Annotated in this window: 20 protein-coding genes; 10 read left to right on the top strand and 10 right to left on the bottom strand. The window is 71.0% G+C overall.

Going from position 1 to position 22,118, the window contains the following annotated elements; all coding sequences use genetic code 11:
• Positions 1-209: 209 nt before the first annotated feature.
• The 3 genes from chrA to VGU03_RS04475 all read left to right on the top strand — a co-directional run bounded on the left by chrA (position 210) and on the right by VGU03_RS04475 (position 2,446).
• Positions 210-1,607 (top strand): chromate efflux transporter, encoded by a 1,398-nt coding sequence (gene chrA, locus VGU03_RS04465; protein WP_327478957.1) that lies wholly within the window; start codon positions 210-212, stop codon positions 1,605-1,607.
• Between the two features lie 296 nt (positions 1,608-1,903).
• Positions 1,904-2,113, top strand: coding sequence for a hypothetical protein (locus tag VGU03_RS04470; RefSeq protein WP_327478959.1), 210 nt, complete (start codon positions 1,904-1,906; stop codon positions 2,111-2,113).
• Between the two features lie 9 nt (positions 2,114-2,122).
• A complete protein-coding gene (locus VGU03_RS04475; protein ID WP_327478960.1) occupies positions 2,123-2,446 on the top strand; it encodes a lipocalin-like domain-containing protein in 324 nt (107 codons plus the stop codon).
• 4 nt (positions 2,447-2,450) lie between these two features.
• Here the strand turns inward: VGU03_RS04475 and VGU03_RS04480 are convergent, their stop codons facing one another.
• Both VGU03_RS04480 and VGU03_RS04485 read right to left on the bottom strand, forming a co-directional pair.
• The gene (locus VGU03_RS04480) at positions 2,451-3,314 is read right to left on the bottom strand and encodes a LysR family transcriptional regulator (RefSeq protein WP_327478961.1); all 864 of its coding nucleotides are present in this window, start codon (positions 3,312-3,314) and stop codon (positions 2,451-2,453) included.
• Positions 3,315-3,461: 147 nt separating this feature from the next.
• The gene (locus tag VGU03_RS04485; RefSeq protein ID WP_327478962.1) at positions 3,462-7,055 is read right to left on the bottom strand and encodes a hybrid sensor histidine kinase/response regulator; all 3,594 of its coding nucleotides are present in this window, start codon (positions 7,053-7,055) and stop codon (positions 3,462-3,464) included.
• Positions 7,056-7,191: 136 nt separating this feature from the next.
• On the opposite strand from VGU03_RS04485, the gene lexA reads away from it, so the two are divergent.
• The 4 genes from lexA (at position 7,192) to VGU03_RS04505 (ending at position 13,087) form a co-directional block, all read left to right on the top strand.
• Positions 7,192-7,791 (top strand): transcriptional repressor LexA, encoded by a 600-nt coding sequence (lexA, locus tag VGU03_RS04490; protein WP_327478963.1) that lies wholly within the window; start codon positions 7,192-7,194, stop codon positions 7,789-7,791.
• Between the two features lie 124 nt (positions 7,792-7,915).
• Positions 7,916-8,587, top strand: a complete 672-nt coding sequence (gene imuA / locus VGU03_RS04495; protein WP_327478965.1) for a translesion DNA synthesis-associated protein ImuA — start codon at positions 7,916-7,918, stop codon at positions 8,585-8,587.
• A 10-nt stretch (positions 8,588-8,597) separates the two neighbouring features.
• On the top strand, positions 8,598-10,001 hold the full coding sequence (locus VGU03_RS04500) for a DNA polymerase Y family protein (protein WP_327478966.1): 1,404 nt from the start codon (positions 8,598-8,600) through the stop codon (positions 9,999-10,001).
• Positions 9,998-13,087: an error-prone DNA polymerase gene (locus VGU03_RS04505; RefSeq protein WP_327478968.1), complete on the top strand. Its 3,090-nt coding sequence runs from the start codon at positions 9,998-10,000 to the stop codon at positions 13,085-13,087. The genes VGU03_RS04500 and VGU03_RS04505 overlap by 4 nt, the downstream gene beginning before the upstream one ends.
• A 135-nt stretch (positions 13,088-13,222) precedes the next feature.
• On the opposite strand, the gene VGU03_RS04510 is transcribed toward VGU03_RS04505, so the two are convergent.
• Positions 13,223-13,885: a UdgX family uracil-DNA binding protein gene (locus VGU03_RS04510; RefSeq protein WP_327478970.1), complete on the bottom strand. Its 663-nt coding sequence runs from the start codon at positions 13,883-13,885 to the stop codon at positions 13,223-13,225.
• A gap of 110 nt (positions 13,886-13,995) precedes the next feature.
• The gene (locus VGU03_RS04515) at positions 13,996-14,871 is read right to left on the bottom strand and encodes a LysR substrate-binding domain-containing protein (protein ID WP_327478972.1); all 876 of its coding nucleotides are present in this window, start codon (positions 14,869-14,871) and stop codon (positions 13,996-13,998) included.
• 94 nt (positions 14,872-14,965) lie between these two features.
• Between VGU03_RS04515 and VGU03_RS04520 the strand changes: the two genes are divergently transcribed.
• Positions 14,966-16,000 carry a YeiH family protein gene (locus VGU03_RS04520; RefSeq protein WP_327478973.1) on the top strand — a complete coding sequence of 345 codons (1,035 nt, stop codon included), beginning with the start codon at positions 14,966-14,968 and terminating at the stop codon, positions 15,998-16,000.
• 12 nt (positions 16,001-16,012) lie between these two features.
• Here VGU03_RS04520 and VGU03_RS04525 read toward each other — a convergent pair whose 3' ends face one another.
• Both VGU03_RS04525 and tsaB read right to left on the bottom strand, forming a co-directional pair.
• Positions 16,013-16,873, bottom strand: a complete 861-nt coding sequence (locus VGU03_RS04525) for a class I SAM-dependent methyltransferase (RefSeq protein ID WP_327478975.1) — start codon at positions 16,871-16,873, stop codon at positions 16,013-16,015.
• 34 nt (positions 16,874-16,907) lie between these two features.
• On the bottom strand, positions 16,908-17,597 hold the full coding sequence (tsaB, locus tag VGU03_RS04530; RefSeq protein WP_327478976.1) for a tRNA (adenosine(37)-N6)-threonylcarbamoyltransferase complex dimerization subunit type 1 TsaB: 690 nt from the start codon (positions 17,595-17,597) through the stop codon (positions 16,908-16,910).
• Positions 17,598-17,748: 151 nt separating this feature from the next.
• On the opposite strand from tsaB, the gene VGU03_RS04535 reads away from it, so the two are divergent.
• Positions 17,749-19,197: a DHA2 family efflux MFS transporter permease subunit gene (locus VGU03_RS04535; protein WP_327478977.1), complete on the top strand. Its 1,449-nt coding sequence runs from the start codon at positions 17,749-17,751 to the stop codon at positions 19,195-19,197.
• Between the two features lie 38 nt (positions 19,198-19,235).
• Here VGU03_RS04535 and VGU03_RS04540 read toward each other — a convergent pair whose 3' ends face one another.
• Positions 19,236-19,559: a hypothetical protein gene (locus VGU03_RS04540; protein WP_327478979.1), complete on the bottom strand. Its 324-nt coding sequence runs from the start codon at positions 19,557-19,559 to the stop codon at positions 19,236-19,238.
• A gap of 187 nt (positions 19,560-19,746) precedes the next feature.
• Here VGU03_RS04540 and VGU03_RS04545 point away from each other — a divergent pair, with 187 nt between their 5' ends.
• Positions 19,747-20,031 (top strand): 2-hydroxyacyl-CoA dehydratase, encoded by a 285-nt coding sequence (locus VGU03_RS04545; RefSeq protein WP_327478981.1) that lies wholly within the window; start codon positions 19,747-19,749, stop codon positions 20,029-20,031.
• Between the two features lie 67 nt (positions 20,032-20,098).
• Here the strand turns inward: VGU03_RS04545 and VGU03_RS04550 are convergent, their stop codons facing one another.
• The 3 genes from VGU03_RS04550 to VGU03_RS04560 form a co-directional block, all read right to left on the bottom strand.
• Positions 20,099-20,869 (bottom strand): isocitrate lyase/phosphoenolpyruvate mutase family protein, encoded by a 771-nt coding sequence (locus tag VGU03_RS04550; protein ID WP_327478983.1) that lies wholly within the window; start codon positions 20,867-20,869, stop codon positions 20,099-20,101.
• 148 nt (positions 20,870-21,017) lie between these two features.
• Positions 21,018-21,173 (bottom strand): hypothetical protein, encoded by a 156-nt coding sequence (locus tag VGU03_RS04555; protein ID WP_327478985.1) that lies wholly within the window; start codon positions 21,171-21,173, stop codon positions 21,018-21,020.
• 79 nt (positions 21,174-21,252) lie between these two features.
• The gene (locus VGU03_RS04560) at positions 21,253-22,083 is read right to left on the bottom strand and encodes an AraC family transcriptional regulator (protein ID WP_327478987.1); all 831 of its coding nucleotides are present in this window, start codon (positions 22,081-22,083) and stop codon (positions 21,253-21,255) included.
• Positions 22,084-22,118: the final 35 nt, after the last annotated feature.

Raw genomic sequence — 22,118 nt, forward strand, 5'->3', positions numbered from 1 at the left:
ATCCTGGCACAGTGGTCAACTGGCCTCGCCGGCCAGCGGGCGCACGTTTGATCAGCTACTACTAGCCCCCTCGCGCTCTATAAGGATTGGCCGGAGCATCGCGGACTTCGAGACACCATTGGCACGCGGCTTCCCCGCGGCACTGGGTACGCCAGCCAGCGCCACGGTGCATTGAGCGCAGAGAAGGCGTGGCCTCGCGGATATCTCCCATGAACGATCAAGCCGCTTCCCTTCGAACCAGCCCAGCCGAGGCGGAATCCACGTCGATTTCATTGCGCGAAGCCGCCCGGGTCTGGGCCAAGATCGGTCTGCTCAGCTTCGGCGGGCCGGCCGGGCAAATTGCGCTGATGCACCGCGAGCTGGTCGACACGCGGCGCTGGATCAGCGATGCGCGTTTCCTGCATGCGCTCAACTACTGCATGTTGCTGCCGGGGCCAGAGGCCACCCAACTGGCGATCTACATCGCGTGGCTGCTGCACCGTACCGTCGGTGGCCTTATCGCCGGGGTGCTGTTCGTGCTGCCGGGCTTCTTTACGATCCTGGCCCTGAGCATCGTCTACGCCCTCTACGGCCAGGTCCCGCTGGTGCTGGCCGTGTTCGTCGGGCTGAAGGCCGCGGTGCTGGCCGTGGTCGTGGAGGCGGTCATCCGGATTGGCCGCAAGGCGCTCAAGAACCGCACGATGATGCTGATTGCCGCGCTGGCCTTCGGCGCGATCTTCCTCTTCCGCGTTTCGTTCCCGCTGATCGTGCTGGGCGCGGGCCTGTGGGGGCTGCTGGGGCGTTGGTGGATGCCCGCCAGCTTCCCCTCGCCCGCCTCGTCGGCGGCCGATGCCTCCTCTGACTTCTTGATCGATCGGCTGCTCGGCCAGGGGCGACTGACCCACACCCGACCGTCCGCGGCTCGTGCGCTGCGCGTCCTGCTGATTTGGCTGGCCATCTGGTGGACACCCGTATTGGCCGTCATGGTGCTGTTCGGCCGGCATAGCGCGCTGGCTCGCGAAGGCTTGTTCTTCAGCCAAACTGCGGTGGTCACTTTCGGCGGCGCGTACGCGGTGCTCGCCTACATCGCGCAACGCGCCGTTGCCAGCTTTCACTGGATCACGCCCGGACAGATGCTCGATGGCTTGGCGCTGGCCGAAACCACGCCGGGGCCGCTGATCATGGTGGTCCAGTTCGTTGCTTTTCTGGGTGCCTACTACCACCCGACCGGCCTATCCCCGATGGCGGCCGGCGTGGCCGGATCGGTGTTGACCACCTGGGTAACCTTTGCACCATGCTTCCTATGGATCTTCCTAGGCGCCCCCTACATCGAGGCGCTACGCAGCAACCGCGCGCTACATGCCGCATTGTCGGCCGTGACCGCTGCCGTGGTGGGGGTGGTTCTCAACCTCTCGGTCTGGTTCACCCTGCACACCATCTTTGGTCGGGTGGACGAGCGTACGTGGGGATGGGCATACCTGGAGGTGCCGGCATGGGCCACGGTGCATTGGCCTTCGGCGCTGATCGCCATTGCTGCGATGCTTGCCATGTTGCGTTTCAGAGTCGGCATGGGCTGGGTGCTACTGGCCAGCGGCTTGGCCGGCGTGGGAACCCATCTGCTCCACTAGCTGCAAGAGCGCCGTGGTCCATCCACCTTGCTCGCGATGCTTCACCGCCAGTCGCGCGAGGTGGATGCGATCGGATAACGCAACGTTTGGAGCGCATGTCGGCGGTTCGATTTCGCGCCGGCCGCCATCGAAGATGACTCAGCCCGCCTTTACGGCGGGCTTTGTTTTTTGGCCGGCGCCCAGCAGGACAGCGAGCCATTCGACTCGACCATGGCTGAAATACGGTTCGGCCCCCTGTTGGCCGGCTTGGTGCGGCGACTAGGCTGCGCGTGCTCTCCCAACCCAAGAGGATTGCCATGCGAGCTTATCGAAATCTCGTTCTTTCCTGCCTCGCGGCCCTAGCGCTGGCCACCACGGCGGCGCATGCAGCGCCGCAGGCCAAGCCGGCCGCCGGCGCGATGTCCGCATCGGTGCCCGGCTGGCTGGTCGGCGCGTGGAAGCTGGTCCGCTGCGATAACGTCTATCCCGACGGGCGCCGCGTCGAGCTGTATGGCCACGACCCGTAAGGCCGCTGGATGATCGACGCGCAAGGCCATTACATGATGCTGATCGCCCGCGCCAAGCGCATGCCGTTCGCCGCGGGCGACAAGTCCAAGGGCACGCCCGGGGAATACCGCGCCGCGTCGCTGGATGTGAACGCGCACTACGGCAGCATCGCCATCCGGGGCGACCGGATGACCACGCACATCGAGCAAGCCTCGTTCCCCAACTGGAACGGCCGCGGCGCAACCACCCACTACACCCGCGACGGCAACCAGCTCACCTACATCGTCGCCAAGCCCAGCAGCGGCGCGTCGGAAGGCGCCCACGGCGAGGTGGTGTGGCAGCGGCTCGACTGATCCGCTAGCCCTGGGCCAGTTGCCTGAACGCGCCGGCCAGCGCGTGCAGCGCCTGGCGCGAACGCTGGTCGTTGAGCGCCGTATAAAGCACCACGTCCTGGCTGGGCAGCGGCGGCAGCGACAAGGCCGGCCCCAGGTCGACGGTACCGCCCGGCGCGGCGCGGCGGGCGAGCACCGCGATGGCGAGCCCGGCCGCGGCAGCCGCCCCGAGCACCGCGGCGCCCTTGCCGATGAAGACTTCGGTCCAGGCCACGCCGGCCTGGTCCAGCGCACGCACGGCGGCGGCACGGATGGAACAGGATTCGCCCTGGGTCGACAGCGGCAGCGGTTCGCCAGGCCGCGGCCGCCAGCCGGCCGCGCCGATCCAGGCGAACTGCTCTTTGTAGATCGTTTCTCCCTGGGCATGCCGGCCTTCCGGTTGCACTACCAGGGCGGCATCGAGCGTGCCCTCTTCGTAGGCCTGCATGAGTTCGCGCGACCCGGCCACGCGCAACTCCAGCAGCAGCTGCGGATCGTGCTCGCTCATGTGGCACAGCAGCGCCGGCAGCTCGCTGCCGACGATGAGCTGGCTGAGGCCAACGGTGAGACGGCGCCGTTCGACCTGGAACGACGCCACCGCCCGCTCGTGCGCACCGACCAGCGAGCGGGCCGCCTCGAGGAACAGCGCGCCCTCGGCGGAAAGACGCACCTGCCGCGGCGTGCGCTCCAGCAAGCGCCGGCCCAGTTGGTCTTCCAGTCGCCGCAGCTTGAGGCTGATGGCCGACTGCGTGGTAGCCAGGGCGGCTGCCGCGCGCGTGAAGCTCTGCAGGTCGGCGGTGAGGACGAACGCCTTGACCGCATCCAGATCGAGCGCTTTGGAAGGCTTCATCGCGGAAGGCCCGGGGGAGAAGGATGGGCTGCTTGCCGAAGCGGTTTCAGGGGCGCCGCCTTTTCCATGATCCGGATGTCGCCGCCGAATACAAGCTCCCGCGCGGGCGCCGAGCGGAGCGCGGCCCGCCCCGTTGCTGCGCGCCGGTCAGGCGGGCGCGCTGGCCTCGAGGGCAACCGCCTGCGGCACCAGCCGCACGAACAGTTCGGCAAGCGCCTCGCCGCTGAACGGCTTGCGCAGGAACGCATCCATCCCCGCCTCGTGTGCGCGCGCCTCTTCGTCGCCGCCGGCGCGGGCGGTGATGGCGAGGATCGGCATGCGCTGGCCGGGCTCCTCGCGCTGGCGGACCAGGCGGGCGACCTGGAAGCCATCCACGCCGGGAAGATCCAGGTCCAGCAGCATGACGTCGAACGAGGACTGCTCCAGTTCGGCCAGCGCGCCCAGGCCGTTGGCGACGTAGCAGACACGGTGGTGCTGCCGCTCGAGCTGGCCGCGGATCACCGCCGCGACGATGGCGTCGTCTTCCACCAGCAGCACGCGCAGCGCGCGGCCGATCGGCGCGTGCGCGGCGGGCGGCGCAGCGGCGGCCCCTTCGGGTGGCTGCAGCGGCAGGCGCACGCGGAAAGTGCTGCCGTAGGCCAGGCGCGATTCCAGCTCGATGCTGCCGCCCATCATGCCGACCAGCTCGCGGCAGATCGCCAGACCCAGGCCCGTGCCGGCCCGCCGCTGCGGTCCGTCGACCTGCTCGAAACGCTGGAACAGGCGTGCCCGCGCCGACTCGGGGATGCCCGGACCGGTATCGGTGACGCTGAAGAGCAGGCCCTCGCTGCAGCGCAGCGCGCGCAATTCGACGCTGCCGTACTCGGTGAACTTGAGCGCGTTGTGGGTGAGGTTGAGCAACACCTGCTTGATGCGCACCGCGTCGCCGACCACCCGCGGCGGCAGGTCCTCGGCCACCTCCACCAGGAAGCCCAGGCGCTTGGCCTGCGCATGGCCCAGCTGCAGCTGCGCCACGTCCTCGACCAGCTGGCGCGGATCGAACGGCGCAGGCTCGAGGTGGAGCCGCCCCGCCTCGATGCGCGCGACGTCCAGCGCATCGTTGAGCAGCTTGAGCAGCATGCCGCCGGAACGCTGCATGGCCAGGGTGTATTCGCGCTGCTCGGGCTTGAGCGGCGTGGCCAGCAGCAGCTCGGCCATGCCCATCACGCCGGTCATCGGCGTGCGGATCTCGTGGCTCAGGGTGGCCAGGAACTGGGTCTTGGCGGCGCTGGCCTCCTCGGCCAGGCTGCGCTGCTGCTCGGCCAGGGCGATGCGGTGGCGCTGCGCGATGCGGCGGCGCCATACCCACAGCACCAGCCACACGGTCAGCGCCAGCGTGAGGGCGTAGCCCAGCCAGGCCCACCAGCGCGCCCACGGCGGCGCCTCGACGTGGATGCGCAAGGGCGCGTCCAGGTGCGCCCAGGCGCCGCCCGCGCCGGCGGCCATCACCTGGAGCGTGTAGTCGCCGGCACCCAGGCCGGCGAATTCGCGTTCGCCGCGGCTGTCGACGTCCACCCAACTGCTGTCCAGGCCATCGAGCCGGAACCGGTAGCGGTTGGCGGAAGGGTCAACATAGGAAAACACCCGCGCCTCGATGCCCAGCTCGCGGTCGCGCCAATCCACCTCGATCGGACCCGGACCCAGCGGCAGATCGACCAGGCGACCGTGGCGACGCACCCGCACGCGGGTCAGCGCCAGCTGCGGCACGGCCGCCTGCTCGCACACGCGGTCGGGATTGAAGGCGACCACGCCGCCCAGCGTCGGCGAGTACAGGTTGCCGTCGGGCATCAGCGCATAGCCGCGGGCGAACTCGGTGTTGCTCAGGCCGTCCTGCAGGCCGAACGAGCGGAAGTGGCCCGTATCCGGATCGAAGCGCCACAGACCGCCGCTGCCGAAGATCCACACGCGCCCGCGCGCGTCCACGCGCATGTCGACCACGCCGACGGAGGGCCAGCCTTGCGCCATGTCCACGCGCCGCGCCAGCGCCAGGCCGTCGCCGCGGTAGCGGTAGTGCTCCAGCCCGTCGGGGGTCGCCAGCCACAGGCCGTCGGGCGAGAAGCTGAAGGCCTCCACCGAGACCCCGGTCGGCCCGCCAGGCACCGGCTCGAAGAAGGTGTGCGTGGGGTCCAGCCGCATCAGGCCGCCTTCGCTGGCGTAGAAGAACGCGCCGCGGTCGTTCAGCGTCATCTGCGCGCCCCAGAGCATCTTGTCGTCGGCGTGGCGCATCGGCACCGGGGCGACGGCGAGGGTGTCCGGGTCGACCCGGAACAGGCCCTCGCCGAAGGTGCGCACATACAGGCGGTGGTCGGGGCCGGGCTCGACCTCCAGCGGATGGCGGATCATCGCCCCGTCCGGATCGACGCGATCGGCCTGGTTGCCCTGGGCGCGGTAGAGCGCGCCCTGCACGGCCACCCAGAGCTTGCCGCCGTCGCCCTCGGTCATGCCGACCACGTCGCCGCGCAGGCCCGAGAGCACATGCTCGACCGCGCCGGTATAGGGATCGAGCCGGTCCACGCGGCCGCCGCGCTCGCCCACCCAGACGTGCCGGCGGTCGCGCCCGCGCGCCATCGCGGTGGCGACCGAGTCGCGCAGGCTGGCGGGATCGTCCGGGATGTGCGTGTAGCGGCTGAAGCCGTACCAGCCCGGCGCCAGGTAGGCCACGCCGCCGTCGAGCATGGTCACCCACAGGCCGCCCTCGCGGTCGACGTAGAGCTGCCAAACCCAGGTGCCGGGCAGGTTGCCGTAGAGGACCGGCCGGTCCATCACCGGGATCACCGGGTCTTGCGGCCGCTGCTGCAGGAACAGCCCGCGCTGGGTGCCGATCCACAACCGGCCGTCGTGATCGCGGGTGCTCACCATCACGTTGGTGTCGGGCAGCTCGTTCTCGGCGAAGCGGTGCGCCAGGCCATCGGCGCCCACCACGAGCAGCCCGCGCACGGTGGCGATGCGCACCTCCTCGCCGTTGCCGTCGATGTGCCAGGCATCCACGGTCTGCTCCGGGTCGGCCGGCAGCACGCGGTGCCAGCTGCCGTCAGGATCGCGCCGGAACAGGCCGTGGCTGCTGCCGGCCCATAGCCGCTGGTGCGGATCGACGTAGAGCGAGGCCACTTCGCCGAAATCGGCCGGCGTGGACCCGAGCAAGGGGTTGACCACGTGTTCGAACTGTCCGTCGGCGCGCATCCGGTCCAGGCCGTAACGCGTGCCAACCCAGAGGCTGCCGTCGGCCGTCTGCGCCAGCGCCCAGACCTTCTCGCTCACCAGGCTGGCCGGATCGGCCGGGTCGTGGGCCCAATGCCGGAACGTGCCGCTGGCCGCATCGAAGCGGTTGAGGCCCGCGTCCAGTCCGCCGGCCCACAACCGGCCCTGCATGTCGATCAGCAGCGAGGAGATGCCATTGCCGTACAGCGACCCGGGATCACCGGCCACATGGCGATAGGTCTTGAACTCCACGCCATCGAAGCGGGCGATGCCGTTCTTGGTGCCGAACCACATGGTGCCGTCCGGCGCCTGCACCGCGGTGTAGACCAGGCTGCTGGGCAGGCCGTTGGCGCTGCCGTAGCGGCGGAACTGCGGGGTCGGCAATGCGCTGGTCGAGAGGGTCCCGGCCGGCAGCGAGGTGGGCGCGTCCACGCCTGCCGCGGGCGCGCCGAACAGCAAGCCAACGCCCAGCAGCAAAGCGGACACCATGAGTTTCCCCCACATGCTTGAAGTCCGTCGTGGACGTACCGCGTCCCCTTGGGTCTTCACGCCTTGGCAAGCCGCCAATTCCCCTTCACGAAATGATGCCAAAAGCGCCCCCCTGCCGCGACCTTCCCCGATGTACTAAGATTAGTAAACCATGACCCCGATCCGCCAGGCTCTGCTCGATTACCTGCACCGGCACATCGCCGCGCACGGCTACCCGCCCTCGCAGATGCAGATCGCCGCCGCGCTGGGGCTCAAGCAGAACCGTTCCGCGCGGCTGCACCTGGAGGCGCTGGCGCGCGAGGGCCACATCGAGCTGGTGCCCGGGCAGGCGCGCGGCATCCGCCTGCGCCAGAGGCCGGCCGTCGAGGCGCTGCAGGTGCCGCTGCTCGGCCGCGTGGCGGCGGGGCGGCCGATCGGCTCGGACGCGCAGGTGCGCCGCGAGGTCGCGCTGGACGCCTCACTGTTCCGGCTCAGGCCCGACTATCTGCTGGAAGTGGTCGGCGACTCGATGCTGCTCGACGGCATCCTGCCCGGCGACCTGATCGGCGTGCACCGCACGCCCGAAGCGCGTCATGGCCAGACCGTGGTGGCGCGGCTGGAGGGCGAGTTCACCGTCAAGCGGCTGGAACGCAAGGGCGCCCGCATCCGCCTGCTGCCGCGCAACCCCGCGTACGCGCCCATCGAGGTGGACCCGCGCGCCGGCGACTTCGCCATCGAAGGCCTGTTCGCGGGGCTGGTGAGGCCAGGCTGATGAACGCCCGTGCAGGCCGTGGCGGGCGCATGCGCCTCCCGGTAGCAGCCCGTAGGGAAGGCCGCGTCCCGTTCGCTTCTGACAGGAAGACCCCATCGCGCGCCGCCCGATGGAGTGTTCGCGCATGAGCAACGTGGTCGCCCTCGACAGCCTGCTCGACGCCCGTCGCCTGTGGCGTGGCCAGCCGCAGGCGCGCCCATCCTCGCGCCAGCCGACCGGCTTCCCCGCGCTGGATGCCGTACTGCCCAGCGGCGGTTGGCCCGAGGCCGCGCTGAGCGAGGTGCTGCTGCCGCTGGACGGCATCGGCGAGCTCGTTCTGCTGTGGCCCACGCTGGCGCGGCTCACGCAAGCGGGAGGCCTGGTTGCGCTGGTCGCTCCGCCCTACCTGCCCTTCCCTGCCGCCTGGGCCAACGCCGGCGTGCGGCTGGACCGCCTGCAGGTGGTGCGCGCCGAGCCCCGCGATGCGGCCTGGGCCACCGAACAATGCCTGCGCTCGGCCGCCTGCGCCGCCGTGCTGTGCTGGCCGCAGCAGCCGGACGACCGCACGCTGCGCCGGCTGCAGCTGGCGGCGGAAACCGGGCAGTGCCTGGGGCTGGCGATGCGCCCCTCCTCGGCCGCCGCGCATGCCTCGCCGGCGGCGCTGCGCCTGGCGCTCGAAGTCCGTCCGCCGCAGTTGCGCGTGCTCAAGTGCCGCGGCGGCAACCCGCCGGCGCGGCCGCTGCCCTGGCCGCTGCCGATGGGCGAATCGCCGGCTATCCCGGACGGCCCGCACACGGCCGTGCCGGATCGCGCCTGAGGCACGCGCCGTGCTGTGGGCCTGCATCCTGCTGCCGCAACTCGCGCTCGACGGCGTGCTGCGCCGCCATGCCGTACCGGACGAGCCGCTGGTGCTGGTCGAAGGTCCGGCGCAGCGGCGCGTGCTGCGCGCGGCCAACGCCGCGGCGAAGGCGGCGGGCCTGCGCGCCGGCATGCCGCTGGCCACCGCGCAGGCGATCGGCGCGCGCTTCGCCGCGGTCGAGCACGATCCGGCCGAGACCGCGCGCTGGCACGACTTCCTCGCCGCCTGGGCGTATCGCTATGGCGCCCAGGTCAGCCGGCAGATGGCCGCGTCGCTGCTGATCGAGGTGGAGGCGAGCTTCCGCCTGTTCGGTCCGTGGCCGCGCATGCAAACCCTGATGCGCGAGGAACTGGCGGCGCTCGGTTTCCGCCATCGCATCGCGCTGGCGCCCAACCCGTGGGCCGCACGCGCCCTCGCCGGCGTGCACGACGGCCTGGCGATCACGCACGAGGCGCCGCTCAGGCAGGCGCTCGGGCAGTTGCCGGTGGAACGCGCGGGACTTCCCCCCGAGGCGGCCGCCAGCCTGCGCCGCATGGGCCTGCGCAGGCTCGCGCAGGTCTACGCGCTGCCGCGCGCGGCGCTGGGCCGGCGCGTGGGCGCCGGCACCCTCGACCAGCTCGACCGCCTCGCCGGCGCACTGGCCACGCCGCTGGACTGCTACCAGCCGCCCGACCATTTCGAATCGCGCATCGAGTTCAACTACGAGGTCGGCGCCACCGGCCAGCTGCTGTTCCCGCTGCGGCGCATGACCGGCGATCTTGCCGCCTACCTCGCCGGCCGCGACGGCGGCGTGCAGCGCTTCGTGCTGAAGCTCGAGCACGACCGCGGCGCCGCCACCGAAGTGCCGGTCGGCCTGCTCGCGCCCGAGCGCGATGCCGCCATGCTGTTCGAACTGGCCCGCGGCCGGCTCGATCCCGTGCAGCTGGCCGCGCCGGTGCGCGCGCTGCAGCTGATCGCGCGCGAGCTGCCTCCGTTCGTGCCCGCCGGACGCGACCTGTTCGACGTGCGCCCGCAGCAGGCGGTGCCGTGGGAGCAACTGCGCGAACGCCTGCGCGCGCGGCTGGGCGACGAGGCCGTGCATGGCCTGGCGATCCACGCCGACCACCGCCCCGAACGCGCCTGGCGCGACCACGGCAGCAGCGACGTGCCGCCGTCCCTGCCGCGCCCCGGCTGGCTGCTGCCCCAGCCGATCCCGCTGCGCGAACGCATCTCGCGCATCCTGGCCGGCCCCGAGCGCATCGAAAGCGGCTGGTGGGACGGCGAGGTGCGGCGCGACTACTACGTGGTCGAGACGGCAGCCGGGCAGCGCGCCTGGGCGTTCTGTCCCGCCGGCGAACGCACCGGCTTCATGCTGCACGGGTGGTTCGCATGAACCTCCCCGACTATGCCGAACTCCACTGCCTTTCCGCCTTCAGCTTCCAGCGTGGCGCGTCGGTCGCCATGGAGCTGTTCGAGCGCGCCAGGGAGCAGGGCTACGCCGCGCTGGCGATCACCGACGAATGCACCCTCGCCGGCATCGTGCGCGCGCTGGAGGCCTCGCGCGAAACCGGCCTCAAGCTGATCGTCGGCAGCGAATTCCGGTTCGACGGCGGCCCCAGGTGCGTGCTGCTGGTCGAGAACCGGCAGGGCTACGCGCGGCTGTGCCAGCTCATCACCGCCGCGCGCCGTCGCGCGCCCAAGGGCAGCTACCAGTCGCTGCGCGAAGACCTCGGCGACACCGAAGGCCTGCTCGCACTGTGGCTGCCCGGCCCGGAGCCGGACGAAAGCGAAGCCGCGTGGCTGAAGGAGCGCTTTCCCGGCCGCTGCTGGCTCGCCGTCGAGCTGCATCGCGGTCCCGACGACGACGCGCGCCTGGCCGCGCTGCGCGCCCTGGGCGAGCGCCTGAGCCTGCCGCTGGTCGCCGCCGGCGACGCGCACATGCACGTGCGCGCCCGCCGTCCGCTGCAGGACGTGATGACCGCGATCCGCCACCACACCACCGTGGCCCAGGCCGGCCATCGCCTGTTCCCCAACGGCGAGCGCCACCTGCGCACGCGCCGCGCGCTCGCGGCCATCTATCCGTCCGAACTGCTGGCCCAGAGCGTGGCGATCGCGCAGCGCTGCGTATTCGAGTTGGACAAGATCGAGTACACCTACCCGCACGAACTGGTGCCGGAGGGCCACACGCCGACCACCTGGCTGCGGCAACTGGTCGAGGAAGGCATGCGTTGGCGCTGGCCGAACGGCGCGAAGGCGCAATGGCGCGAGCAGATCGAGAGCGAACTGGCCCTGATCGGGACCAAGCAATACGAGTCCTACTTCCTCACCGTGCAAGACATCGTGCACTTCGCGCGTTCGAAGGAGATCCTCTGCCAGGGCCGCGGCTCGGCGGCCAACTCGCTGGTCTGCTTCGTGCTCGGCATCACCGAGGCCGATCCAGAAACGAGCAACCTGCTCTTCGAGCGCTTCATCTCGGCCGATCGCGACGAGCCGCCGGACATCGACGTCGACTTCGAGCACGAGCGGCGCGAGGAAGTGCTGCAGTACGTGTTCAACCGCTACGGCCGCGACCGCGCCGCACTCACCGCGGTGGCCACCGAGTACCGCGGCCGCGGCGCGGTCCGCGACGTGGCGCGCGCGCTGGGCATGTCGCCGGAGCTTGCCGGCGAACTGTCCGCCACGCTGGACCGCTGGAGCGGCGAAGTGCCGCCCATGGACCGCCTGCGCGAACGCGGCTTCGATCCGGACACGCCGCTGATGCGGCAGGTGCTCGCCCTCACCGCGCAGCTGATCGGTTTTCCGCGCCACCTCTCCCAGCACCCGGGCGGTTTCATGATCTCCGAGCACCCGCTCTCGACGCTGGTGCCGGTGGAGAACACCGCGATGGACGGGCGTACGGTGATCCAGTGGAACAAGGACGACCTGGACACCATGCGCATGTTGAAGGTCGACTGCCTGGCGCTGGGCATGCTCACGGCGCTGCGCAAGACCTTCGACCTGCTGCGCGAGCACGGCCGAGGCGACCACACCATCGCCGGCATCAACAAGGACCACAAGGACGACAAGCCGACCTACGACATGATCAGTCGTGCCGACACCATCGGCGTGTTCCAGATCGAGTCACGCGCGCAGATGGCGATGTTGCCGCGCCTGAAGCCCCATGAGTTCTATGACCTGGTGATCGAGGTGGCGATCGTGCGTCCTGGCCCCATCCAGGGCGACATGGTGCATCCCTACCTGCGCAGGCGTAATGGCGAGGAGCGGGTCGACTATCCATCGGAGGCTTTGAAAGACGTCCTCAAGCGCACGCTCGGCGTCCCGCTGTTCCAGGAACAGGTCATGCAGATCGCCATGAAAGCCGCCGATTTCAGTGGCAGCGAGGCCGATGCGCTTCGCCGCTCGATGGCAGCCTGGAAGCGCCAGGGAGGACTGGAGCCGCATCGCGACAAGCTGCTTGCCGGCATGCTCGGGAACGGCTACACCCGCGACTTCGCCGAGCGCCTGTTCGAGCAGATCAAGGGCTTCGGCAGCTACGGCTTCCCCGAATCGCACGCGGCGAGCTTCGCCCTGCTCGCCTACGTCAGCAGCTGGCTCAAGTGCCACGAGCCGGCGGCGTTCGCCTGCGCGCTGATCAACTCCGCGCCGATGGGTTTCTACTCGCCCGACCAATTGCTGCAGGACGCGCGGCGGCATGGCGTGCGCACGCTGCCCATCGACGTGCGCCACAGTGACTGGGACTGCACGCTGGAGCCCGAGCGTGACGCGCGCATGCAGCCGGCGATCCGCATGGGGCTGCGGCTGGTGCGCGGCTTCTCCAAATCGACCGCCGGCGCCATCGCGGCCGCCCGCAAGCAATGCCCGTTCGCCGACGTGGCGGATCTTTGCGCCCGCGCCAAACTCGACCGTGGCGACCAGGCCCTGCTCGCCGATGCCGGCGCCCTGCGCGCGCTGGCCGGCCATCGCCATCGCGCGCGCTGGGCGATCGCCGGCGTGGAGCCGCAGCTGCCGCTGTTCCCCGGCTCCACGCCCGAGAGCGAGCCGGTCGCGCTGCCGTTGCCGACCCGCGGCGAGGACCTGCGTGCCGACTACGCGCTCACCGGCACCACGCTCGGGCCGCATCCGCTGCGCCTGCTGCGATCACGGCTGCGCGCGCAGCACTACCGGGCCTCCAACGAACTGCCGGGCCTGCCCAACGGCCGCCCGGTGCGCGTCGCCGGGCTGGTCACCCTGCGCCAGCAGCCGCAGACCTCCAGCGGCGTGGTGTTCGTGACGCTGGAGGACGAGCACGGCCTCACCAACGTGGTGATCTGGCGCCGCGTGGTCCTGCGCCAGCGACGCGTGCTGCTCGCCTCACGGCTGCTCGCGGTGGAAGGGCACCTGGAGAGCCAGCATGGCGTGCAGCACCTGATCGCGCGCGAGCTCGAGGACCTGACGCCGATGCTGGGGGAGCTGGACGTGCGCTCGCGGAATTTCCACTGATCCGGAGCAAAGGCCTCCCCCTCTCCCCCGAGCAAGCTCGGGGGAGAGGGAGCCCATCGGGCGAGCTGGTGGTTTGCTCCCTCTCCCCCGGCCCCGCCGGGGGAGAGGGTTGGGGAGAAGGGGAGGCCTTTCGCCCTAGCCCAACTCTTCCAACGCCCCGGCCACCGCCCGCAGGTCCGCCACCAGCTCGTCGAATGCCTGGTGCCGCTTCTCCTCCTCCGGCATGCGCAACACGGCCGATGGATGCCAGGTCGCCAACCCTTGCGTACCCTCGCCCAGCGGCCGCCATACCCCACGCTCGGCGGTGATGCGGAAGGTGTTGCCGAACATCGTCTGCGCCGCCATCGCCCCCAGGCCGACCACCAGCTTCGGCTTCACCCGCAGCAGCTCGGCCGCCAGCCACATGCGGCAGGCGGCCTGCTCGGCGGCGTTGGCGCGCTTGTGCAGCTTGGCGGTGCCGCGCATCTCGTACTTGAAATGCTTGACGGTATTGGTGAGGTAGAGCATCGCGCGGTCCAGCCCCGCCTCGCCCAGCGCGCGGTCGAGCAGTTGCCCGGCCGGCCCCACGAACGGCACGCCTTCGCGATCCTCGTGCAGGCCCGGCTGCTCGCCGATCAGCATCACCGATGCGCTGGACGGCCCCTGGCCGAATACGGTCTGCGTGCCGTAGCGCCACAGCGGGCAGGCGTGGCAATCGCGCGCCTTGCGCCGCAGCGTGGCGAGCGCGCCGGCCGGCACCTCGTCCACCGGCTTGGCCAGCGGGACGCCTAAGGGGTTCTTGACCGGACGCGTGGGCATGCCCACCGGACGCTAGCGGCGCCCGGGTGAACCCACCGGCAAGAGCTGCCGTTGCCTCGATCCGCACGAGTGAGCGCCACCCCGCCAATGCCGGGTAGGAAGGGATCCGGCTAGATCGTGCGCAGGAAGGCTTCCAGCAACGCGCCGCGGTACTTCTGCCGGTGCAGGAGCAGCGACAGCGTGCGCTTCAGATCCAGGAACGGCGTCTTCAGCGCCACCAGCCGCCCGGTGGCCAGCGCATCGGCCAGCGCCACCTCGGGCAGGCAGGCCAGTCCGAAACCCGCGGCGACCGCCTGCTTGATCGCTTCGATCTGATCCAGCTCCAGCACCGTCTCGCCGGGCGGCAACTGCGCCAGCACACGCTCGCTGGTAGCGCGGGTGGCCGAGCCCGGTTCGCGCAGCACCCAGCGCGCGCCGGCGAAGTCCGCCGGCTTGAGCGAACGCCTGCGCGCCAGCGGGTGATCCGGCGCCGCGCACACGCGCAGCCGGTCTTCGCGCCAGGGCTTGAGCTCCAGTTGCGGATGCGCGACCAGGCCCTCCACGCAGCCGAGGTCCAGCGCGTGGTCAAGCAGCGACGCGGCGATGGTGTCCGTGTTCGCCACGCGCAGGCGGATCGCCACCCGCGGCTGTGCCCGCACGAAGTCGCCCAGCAGTTCGCCTACCAGGTAATTGCCCACCGTGTTGCTGGCACCGATGCGCAATTCGCCCGCCAGCGCATCGGCGTCGCCCTGGCCGATGCGGGCCAGCTCCGCATGGCGTTCCAGCAGCTCCTGCGCGCGCGGCAGCAGCTCGCGGCCGCGTGCGTTGAGGTGCAGCCGCCCGCGCTCGCGGTCGAACAGCGGCGCGCCGAGCTGCCGCTCCAGTTCCGCCAGCGCCATGCTGGCCGCGGGCTGGGTCAGGTGCACCCGCTCGGCGGCGGCACGCAGGCTGCCGTGCAGCGCGGTCTGCACGAACACGTCGAGCTGGCGGGGCGTGATGTTGAGCATCAGCCGATCTTATAGCAGCGATCAGGAATGCAAAGTTTTCCTGATCCTTTGCAGCACCGACAATGCACGCATTCTTTCCAGTACGCGTATTCCGATGAGTGCCCTTGCCACCCCCGCCGCTCCCACCCTGTCCGACCGCCTGCCCGGCCTGGGCCTGGCGCTGGCCATCGCGCTGGCGGCCTGGTGGCTAGGCCGTCGGGCGCCGCTGATCGGCGGCCCGGTGATCGGCATCGTGCTGGGCATGCTCGTGCGCAACACCGCCGCGCCCGGGCCGCGTTTCGCGCCGGGCATCCAGTTCGCCGGCAAGCAGGTGCTGCAGTGGTCGATCATCGCGCTGGGTTTCGGGCTCAGCCTGGACCAGGTGGCGAAGACGGGGCTGGAATCGCTGTCGGTCACCCTGGTCACGATGAGCACCGCCTTCCTCGCCGCCTGGGGCCTGGGTCGCGCGCTCGGCGTGCACGACCAGCTGAAGGTGCTGATCGGCGTGGGCACCGCTATCTGTGGCGGGTCGGCCATCGCGGCGGTGACGCCGATCATCAAGCCCGACGAGCACGACACCGCGTTCGCCATTTCCACCATCTTTCTGTTCAACGTGGTGGCGGTGCTGCTGTTCCCGCTGCTGGGCCACCTGATGCACCTGTCCGACCTGGGCTTCGGGCTCTGGGCCGGCACCGCGATCAACGACACCTCCTCGGTGGTCGCCGCCGGCTACAGCTACAGCCACGCGGCCGGCGACTACGCCACCATCGTCAAGCTCACCCGCGCCACTTTGATCATCCCCGTGTGCATCACGCTGGCGGTGATGGTGGCGATGCGTGAGAAGCGCAGGCTCGATAAGAGCGGAGGCGCCAGCGACTTCAGCCTCAAGCGCATCTTCCCGTGGTTCATCCTGTGGTTCCTCATCGCCTCGGCGGTGCGCACCGCGGGGCTGGTGCCGGTGGCGATCCAGCCGGCCATCCACGGCGCGGCGGAGTTCCTGATCATCGTGGCGCTCACCGCGATCGGCCTGTCGGCCAACCTGCGCAAGATGATCGCCAGCGGCCCGCGGCCGATCCTGCTGGGGCTGGGCGTGTGGGCGGCGGTGGCGGTGAGCAGCCTGCTGGTGCAACTGGTGATCGGGCGGCTCTAGACCGGGCGGCCGTCAGCCGTTGCGGAACACCGCCGGCCGATGCGGCTCCCAGGCGCCGGCCGGCTGCAGCCAGGGTTCCCGCGCGACGGTCGCGGTGCACGGCCCCAGCGTGCAGATGCGCAGCTCGCGCGTGGACGCCTCGGCTTTTAGCCGGTCCAGCACTTCGCGCAGCATCGCGCCCTCGAAGGGCGTGTACAGGTAGAACACCGTGCCGGCCGAAAGATCGGCCGTCCGCGCGTCGCCCTGCACGAAGCTCACCCGGTCCAGGTGGAGCGCCTGCGCGCAGCGCCGGGCGCTTTGCACGTAGGACGCTTCCCACTCGATGCCGATGCAGCGTGCGCCGCTGCAGATGGCGGCGATCAGCGCGACCTGACCCAGCCCGGAACCCAGGTCGATCAGCACGTCGTCCGCGCCCAGCCCGGTGCGGGCAAGCAGGTCGAAGAGGTGCCGCGCCGGCGTGGGCTGGTAGAACACCATCTCCCGCGCAAGTCCGGCGAGCCGGCCCACGGGCGCCTCGATCTGCAGGACGCCGCTGACCAGCGTGTCCAGATGGTCGTAGCTGTCGCCCGCAGCGGCGGCGCCTGCCGCATCCCGATCCGGGCCGGCCGCGCGCGCATGCCCGAGCAGCGCCTGCGCACCGGCGCCGCGCCGGATGTCCTGGCGGATGCTGCGGTGGAGCTCGCCGTCGACGGCTTCCAGGGCGGCGCACAAGGCTTCGATGCGATCGCGCAGGCCCGCTTCGGCGGCCGGCGCACCGATGCGAAGCGTTTCCAGCCGGTCGAGCGCCGCGCCGCGCTCGCGCAGCCGGCCGGGTTCGAGCAGCGCGCGGTCCCGTTCGATCTCCCCCAGGAGGTCGTGCAGCGCCCGGCTCACCTCTCGCCTCTGGCGGCGGCGGTTGGCCGCACGCTCAAGCCCTGCCCTGCTCCGCCAGCGTCAGCGCCACCTTGTCGCGCAGGTACACCGGCAGCGCCTGCTCGGCCGATACGGCGCGGCCGGCGCGGAATTCGCGCACGGCGAGCTCGGCCACATGGCGGGCCTGCGGATAGCGCTCGCTGTCGGCCTGCACGAGCGTGCCGGTGAGGCGTGCGCGCAGTACCTCCGCATAGGTCGCCCAGCCGCTGCCGACGACGTTCCAGCGATCGGCTTCGGGAAGCTCCAGCGCCTGCGGCAGGCACACCCGCTCTTCGTCCAGCGCGACCAGCCCGCCGGCGGCGTCGCGGCGGTAGCAGGCGGCATAGACCTCGCCCATGCGGGCATCGATCACCGCCAGGATCGCCGGCTCGTCTTCCGGCGCCTCCAGCGCCAGGGCAGCGAGCGAGGACACCGGCACCACCGGGCGATCCAGGGCAAGCGCCATGCCCTGCGCCAGCGCCACGCCCAGGCGCACGCCGGTGAACGCGCCGGGACCGCGGCCGACCGCGATGGCGTCCAGTGCGTGCCGGCCGATGCCGGCTTCGGCGAGCAGCGCGTCGGCCATCGGCAGCGCGAGTTCGGCATGTCTGCGGGGTGCCAGTTCGCTGCGTGCAATCACTTCCTCGCCATGGACGAGGGCGACGGAGCAGGCTTCGGTGCTGGTTTCGAGGGCGAGCAGGTTCATGGGCGCAGATTCTCGCATCCGCGCCGGCCTCGCGGGAAAAGGCCGCCGACGCGGCATGTCGATCCGCCGGCCGCTCGCGCGTCGTGGGAGCACGAGCGTGATTCCCCCACCCGTCCCTGCCATGCTGCGCGCCTCGTCCAGGAGCCCGAACATGCCGACCGCCTCCACCGCTTCACGCGACAGCCGCTGGCTCGCACTCACCGTGCTTTGCCTGGGCGTGCTGATGATCGTGCTGGACACCACCATCGTGAACGTCGCGCTGCCTTCGATCCGCGCCGACCTCGGCTTCTCCGAGACCACGTTGGCCTGGGTGGTGAACGCCTACGTGCTGACCTACGGCGGCTTCCTGCTGCTGGGCGGGCGGCTGGGCGACCTGTTCGGGCACCGGCGGCTGTTCCTGCTCGGGCTCACGCTGTTCACGCTCGCCTCGCTCGCCTGCGGCATGGCGCACTCGCGCGAATGGCTGGTGATCGCGCGCGGCATCCAGGGCCTGGGCGGCGCGGTGGTCACGGCGGTGGCCTTGTCGCTGATCATGGACCTGTTCACCGAACCGGCCGAGCGCGCCAAGGCGATGGGCGTGTACGGCTTCGTCTGCGCCGGCGGCGGCAGCGTGGGCGTGCTGCTGGGCGGCCTGCTGGTGAGCACACTGAGCTGGCACTGGGTGTTCCTGGTGAACCTGCCGATCGGCCTGGCGGTATTCGCCGCCTCGCTCAGGCTGCTGCCGGCGATGCATGGCAGCAGCGGCATGCGCCATCTGGACGTGGGCGGCGCGCTGGCCATCACCGCGGCGCTGATCCTGGCGGTGTACGCCGTCGTGGGCGGCAACCAGGCCGGCTGGCTGTCGGCGCGCACGCTGGGCATGCTGGCCGGCGCGGCGGCGCTGTTCGTGCTGTTTCTCGCCATCGAGACGCGCGTACGCGCGCCGCTGGTGCCGCTGGCCCTGTTCCGCCTGCGCAACCTGGCGATCGCCAACGTGGTCGGCGTGCTGTGGGCCGGCGCGATGTTCGCCTGGTTCTTCCTCTCGGCGCTCTACCTGCAACTGGTGCTGGGCTATGGGCCCATGCAGGTCGGCCTGGCCTTCCTGCCGGCGAACCTGGTGATGGCGGCCTGCTCGCTCGGTCTGTCCGCGCGCATCGTGATGCGCTTCGGCATCCGGCGCCCGCTCGCCGGCGGCTTGCTGGTGGCGGCGATCGGCCTGGCACTGTTCGCGCGGGCGCCGGCGGACGGGCATTTCCTCATCGACGTGCTGCCGGGCATGGTGCTGCTGGGGCTGGGGGCTGGCATCGCCTTCAACCCGGTGCTGCTGGCGGCGATGGGCGACGTCGAGCCGCGCGACTCCGGCCTGGCCTCGGGCGTGGTCAACACCGCCTTCATGATGGGCGGCGCGCTGGGCCTGGCGGTGCTCGCCAGTCTCGCGGCCGCGCGCACCGGGGCGGCGCTGGATGCCGGCGCGGCGCAGGCGGTGGCGCTGAACATGGGCTATCGCACGGCGTTCCTGGCCGGCACCGGTTTCGCGCTGCTGGCGGCGCTGCTGGGCGGCACGCTGCTGCGTCCTCGCCCGGCCCTGGCGTCCGGCGATGCGCCTGCAGCGGCGCACTGAACGAGCCGCGACGGAGCCCTACCCGCGCCGCGGAGCGGTCAATGGTCGCCCCTGTCCTCGGTCGGGTCTTCGGGACCGAGCGTAGGCGTCACGCGGTTGGCCTCCTCGCGGTAGTCCGCGTCGGCCAGCCGGCCCTCCAGCAGATCGTCGATCGGATCCTGGTCGACGCCGCCGCGGTTGGGGTCGAGGGCGGCGGTGCGGTCGTCGGCCCGCTCGATCGTGTCCAGCCGCTCGCGCCGGATGTCATTGAGGCGGCCGCCGTCTTTGTGCGGCGCGTCGGCTGCGCGGGTGGGTTCCGCAGCGCCGGTCCGCGATGGCGTGTCGCGAAGCCCACGACCGCCCTGTTTCGGTTGCCTGTTCATGGCCGTGCTCCTTCGAAGTGGAGCAAGCATCCCGCGCACGGCGTCGCCACCGCGAGAAGCCGGGAGCCGGACCTGGGGCATCCGCCCGCTGGCGATGCAGTGGCCTCAGGCCCAGGCGCATGGCGGCTGGGCTGGCGGCACGGCCACCGGGCCCATGCAAGAATGCAGCATATTGACCCGTGCGCCTATGAAGCCCAGCAACTACGACTTTCGCCAGTTTCAGGAAGACCTCGCCGCACTGGACCGCAAGAGCGAACCACACCCGAAGGAGAGGCCCATGCCAAGGAATGCATCATCCGCAAACCGTCTGGCCCAGGCCAGGGCGGAGTTCATGCTCCTGTGTGAGCGCTACGCGCTGACCGTGGCCGACGTGGTGGCCTTCTTCCCGGAAGAGCAAGGGATCGCCTACCTGCAAGGCCTCATCGCCGGGCAGGAAGCCAAGGGCAAGCGTCGCCCTAAGAAGCCGGGCTAGCCGGTCGAGCTTGGCCTCGTGCCACAGCGTCCCTTGGTGGAAAGATCTGCCAGTCGGCGCGAGGCGCCTACCCGGCCATTGCGGCCCTGGCAGCCTCGGTCAGCCAGTGCATGGCGCCGCGATAGGGACCGGGGCCGTGGCTGATGCGGGCCACGCCCAGCACGGCCAGGCGGGCGCGGCCGGGGACGCCGGGCATCGCCATCACGTTGACCGGCAGCGGCGAGGCTTCGGCCAGGCGGCCGATGAGCGGCGCGGCGACCACGCCGGGCACGAACAAGCCGTCGGCGCCGGCGTCGGCATAGGCCCGCGCACGCTCGAGCGCGTCCTCGACCATGGCCATGTCGTGCGCCTCGGCCGGCTTCTGGAAGAACACGTCCGTACGCGCGTTGATGAACATCGCCACGCCCGCGTCCTGCGCCGCGCGACGCGCCGCCGCCAATCGCGCGGCCTGTTCGCCGGTATCGCGCAGGCGGCCGTCCGCGGGAAAGCTGTCCTCCAGGTTGCAGCCGATCGCGCCGGCCGCCAGCGCCGCCGCAACGGTGGCGCCGACCTCGCCGGGCGTTTCGCCATAGCCGCTTTCCAGGTCGATCGTTACCGGCAGCTCCACCGCGGCGACGATGCGGCGAAGGTTGTCCAGCGCGAACGCAAGCGGCAGGCATTCGCCGTCCTTGAAGCCGTTGGCGGCGGCCACCGACCAGCTGCCGGTGGCAATCGCCCTGGCATCGGCTTCGGCGACGGCACGCGCGCTGCCGGCGTCCCATGCGTTGAACAGCACCAGCGGCTCACCGCGCACGTGCAGGGAATGGAACAGCCGGGCCTTGTCGTTTTGCGTGGTCACTGTGGTCTCCAGGGTCGGAAGGGCAGGTCGGCCCAAGCGCGCACAGGGGGCGTTACGGCCCGCTGGCCCCCGCCGCAAAGGCAGCGCTGGCTCAGGTTCGACTTGGAAAGCTTCCCGGCTCGCGCAGCAGGCGAGCGGGACGAACGGTTCAGCCTCGCTGCGATGCGATGGCCGAGGCGTGCGCCTCCTTGAGTTTCACGGCGCAATCGTCACAGCACACTTCCACGGCCTTTCCGCCGATGCGTACCTGGATGGCGTTCTCGTCCAGGTCGCAATCGCAGGCCGCGCAGGTCTTCTCGCTCATGTCGTTCTCCTCGAGCCCCCGATGGGCTGGAGACAGTAGACCCTGCAGCGGACCCGCGCGCTGTCGAAAACTTTAGCGATCAGCGGTGCAGCGCCACCTGGCGGAACTCGGTGGGCGTGCGTCCGTACATCTTCTGGAACGCCGCGCTGAAATGGCTGTGGCTGGAGAAGCCCAGGTCGGTGCCGAGCGCGGCGAGGTCACCGCAATCGCGCAGCAGGTCCAGCGCGCGCGCCAGCCGCAGCCGCAACTGGTAGCGGTAAAGCGGCACGCCTTCGACCTGGCGGAAGGCCTGGGTGAGGTAGACCGCCGAAACGCCGACTTCCGCCGCCACCTCGGCGAGCGTCCAGCGCCGCGCCAGGTCGCTCGAAAGCACCAGCTTGGCGCGATCGACCAGCCGCTGCCGGCCCTGGCTGGAGCCGGCCGCATGCGTGGTGCGCGGCGCCAGCGCGCGGTGCACCAGGGTCAGCGCCAGGCTCTCGCCCTCCAGCGGCTCGGCGACGCCCTCTTGCAGCGAATGGCGCAGCAGCGCGACCAGCACCTGCGCGCGGGGGTCGATGCGCAGGCGCGACCGGACGAAGCGCAGCGGCTCCTCCGGCGCCAGCAACGCGGCCGGCGCGAGCTCGCGCAGCAGCGCCTCGTCCACCGTCATCGACAGACTGGCGTCGCCGCCCGGGTTCGGATGGCTGATCTGGTAGCCCTCGCCCGCATTGAAGAACAGCACCTGGCTGGCGTCGGCCACCGCCTCCTCCGCGCCGACGTGGCGCACGTAGGTGCCGCGATAGGGAAAGACCAGATGCGTGCGATCGGCCCGCTCGATCGCGCTCCGGTGACGGCAGTTGCCCGCGCACGCTACGTCGCGCACCTCGACCAGGGGCGTGGCGAGCAGGCAATCGATCCTGAAATCGGACATGGCGAATGGGACGGTGGACGGCCGTGTCGATTCTG

Origin of the sequence: Frateuria sp. (assembly GCF_035944355.1) — a bacterium.
In the GTDB taxonomy this organism is placed as follows: Bacteria; Pseudomonadota; Gammaproteobacteria; order Xanthomonadales; family Rhodanobacteraceae; genus Frateuria_A.